The following is a 1,776-nucleotide window of genomic DNA, read 5'->3' on the forward strand; positions in this document are numbered from 1 at the left end:
TGCAAGGAGTGCACGCCACCGAAAGGTACGGTGATCTACGAGATCGCGCCGGGATCCTCTCGAGTTAGGGGGGCTCACGTAGGAGTCGATCACGTGAAGTACTGGACCATGAGTCAAGACCCTGTGACGTGCTTGTGTTTCTGGAACTTCTCCGGGGCTGATGATAATACACTGAATCCCCGGCCGAATACACAGCCCGGGGGCCCGCCGTCGCCAAGCAGGGGCCCTTCGCTTGGCGGTGGTCGCTGATTCCCCGTAACGGAGCTGTCGTGAACTACCCGTCTGGAGAGCCTATCCGACTTGGTGATCGCGTCTGGTGGGATGGAGGCCTGGCAGTAGGATACATCGCAGAAGTACTGACCAGCATTTCGGACGCGACGAGTGCCGGACTCTCTGAGCCGGGCGTGATAATTTCCACTACTCGAGACGCACGTGGTGGAACTCCCCGCGTAGCGTACTCACAGCGTCTGCTAGCTGACGACGGAGTTGGGCTGGTTAGTGACAGAGAGAGTCGCGAAATCGACGCGGTCGTCATGGCCGTAGTGAAGCACGGCGGGATTGGCGGCGGTGGGAGGCTGGGGGTGTTCCGAGAGTGGTGCGGGGGACGTCTGACCCGGTGGCTTGTTGTGGACTACGGAGCAGACAATCGCATAGTGTTCTACGTGACGCCTTCTCTGCAGCATATTGCAATTGGCGAGGCCGACGCCATCAAGAGAATATACTTGTAGTGTCCACCGTCCCGAATTGTTCACGGTCGCAAACCTGTAATGCCCTGGAGTAACCCCGAGTAACCCCGGGCGCGAGCCATCCGCACCTACCATCCCGCCTGCGCCTGCCTGGCTTGCGGCTCCTGCCCGTCCATCGCCACGCGCCTCCCCAGTTCTGCCGCCACCCTCATCGCCGCCTGCACGCGCCTGCCATCGACGGCCCCGGCATCGTCCGTGACGAGGTGGTAGTCGACGAAATTCCCGTCCCCGATCGACAGCGCCGGGATCCCGCGCTCGGCGAACGGGAAGTGATCGCTCTGCCGGTAGTGCTCGTCGCCGGGCAGCAGCGTGATGCCGGTAAGCGTCCGAGCTGACGGCGCGCGCTTCCATGGACGCCAGGGTCGCCGACTGCATGTTGGCGGCATGCGACGAAACACACCGTGGGAGCGCCCGACGCGGCGCGAGGACTTGGCTGGCTGGTACGCGGCGATGCTCGACCGTCAGTCCGAGAGCGGCATGAGCGTGACCGACTTCGCAGCGAGCGCCGGGGTGTCGGCCTGGACCCTGTATCAGTGGCGGCGGCGGCTGGCGGAAGACGACGGCGGGCGAGAGGCGGCGCCGAGGCTGGTGGAGGTCGCGGTCCTTCCATCTGCGGCACCGGCGACGGCACGGGCGGCGGCCAGTCTGAGCGTCGAGCTGCGTTCGGGGCACCGGCTCGAGGTGCAAGCCGGATTCGACGGCAACGAGCTGAGGCGCCTGATCGAGGTGCTGGAGTCATGCTGACGTTCGGCGGGCGCCGCATCTACCTCGCCGCCGGCGCGACGGACATGAGGAAGTCGTTCAACGGGCTCGCCGGCGTCGTGCGCGATCGCCTCGACGCGGACCCGATGTCGCGGCACCTGTTCTTGTTCTGCAATCGGTACCGCAACCGGCTCAAGGTGCTTGTCGCCGACGAGTCGGGCATGTGGGTTTTGGGCAAGCGACTGGATCGCGGCACGTTCGCATGGCCGGAGAGCCGCGACGGCGTCGTGCGCATCGAGTATCGCGAAGAGCAGCTTGCGCTGCTGCT

4 protein-coding genes are annotated in these 1,776 nt (G+C 65.0%); 3 read left to right on the forward strand and 1 reads right to left on the reverse strand.

Annotation, left to right across the window (positions count from 1 at the left end):
* The first annotated feature begins 269 nt into the window (after positions 1–269).
* Positions 270–728 carry a hypothetical protein gene (locus K8I01_00010; protein MBZ0218808.1) on the forward strand — a complete coding sequence of 153 codons (459 nt, stop codon included), beginning with the start codon at positions 270–272 and terminating at the stop codon, positions 726–728.
* A gap of 86 nt (positions 729–814) precedes the next feature.
* Here K8I01_00010 and K8I01_00015 read toward each other — a convergent pair whose 3' ends face one another.
* A complete protein-coding gene (locus K8I01_00015; GenBank protein MBZ0218809.1) occupies positions 815–1,132 on the reverse strand; it encodes a M28 family peptidase in 318 nt (105 codons plus the stop codon).
* Positions 1,133–1,175: 43 nt separating this feature from the next.
* Between K8I01_00015 and K8I01_00020 the strand changes: the two genes are divergently transcribed.
* Positions 1,176–1,490, forward strand: a complete 315-nt coding sequence (locus tag K8I01_00020; GenBank protein ID MBZ0218810.1) for a transposase — start codon at positions 1,176–1,178, stop codon at positions 1,488–1,490.
* A partial coding sequence (tnpB, locus tag K8I01_00025; GenBank protein MBZ0218811.1) for an IS66 family insertion sequence element accessory protein TnpB occupies positions 1,484–1,776 on the forward strand: 293 nt, incomplete at its 3' end. The genes K8I01_00020 and tnpB, both read left to right, overlap by 7 nt.

The organism is Deltaproteobacteria bacterium (genome assembly GCA_019912665.1).
Lineage (GTDB): Bacteria > Desulfobacterota > GWC2-55-46 > GWC2-55-46 > GWC2-55-46 > UBA5799.

Coding starts and splice junctions, on each gene's coding strand:
- K8I01_00015 (MBZ0218809.1), bottom strand. CDS start 1,132: ATGCCGCCAACATGCAGTCGGCGACCCTGGCGTCCATGGAAGCGCGCG.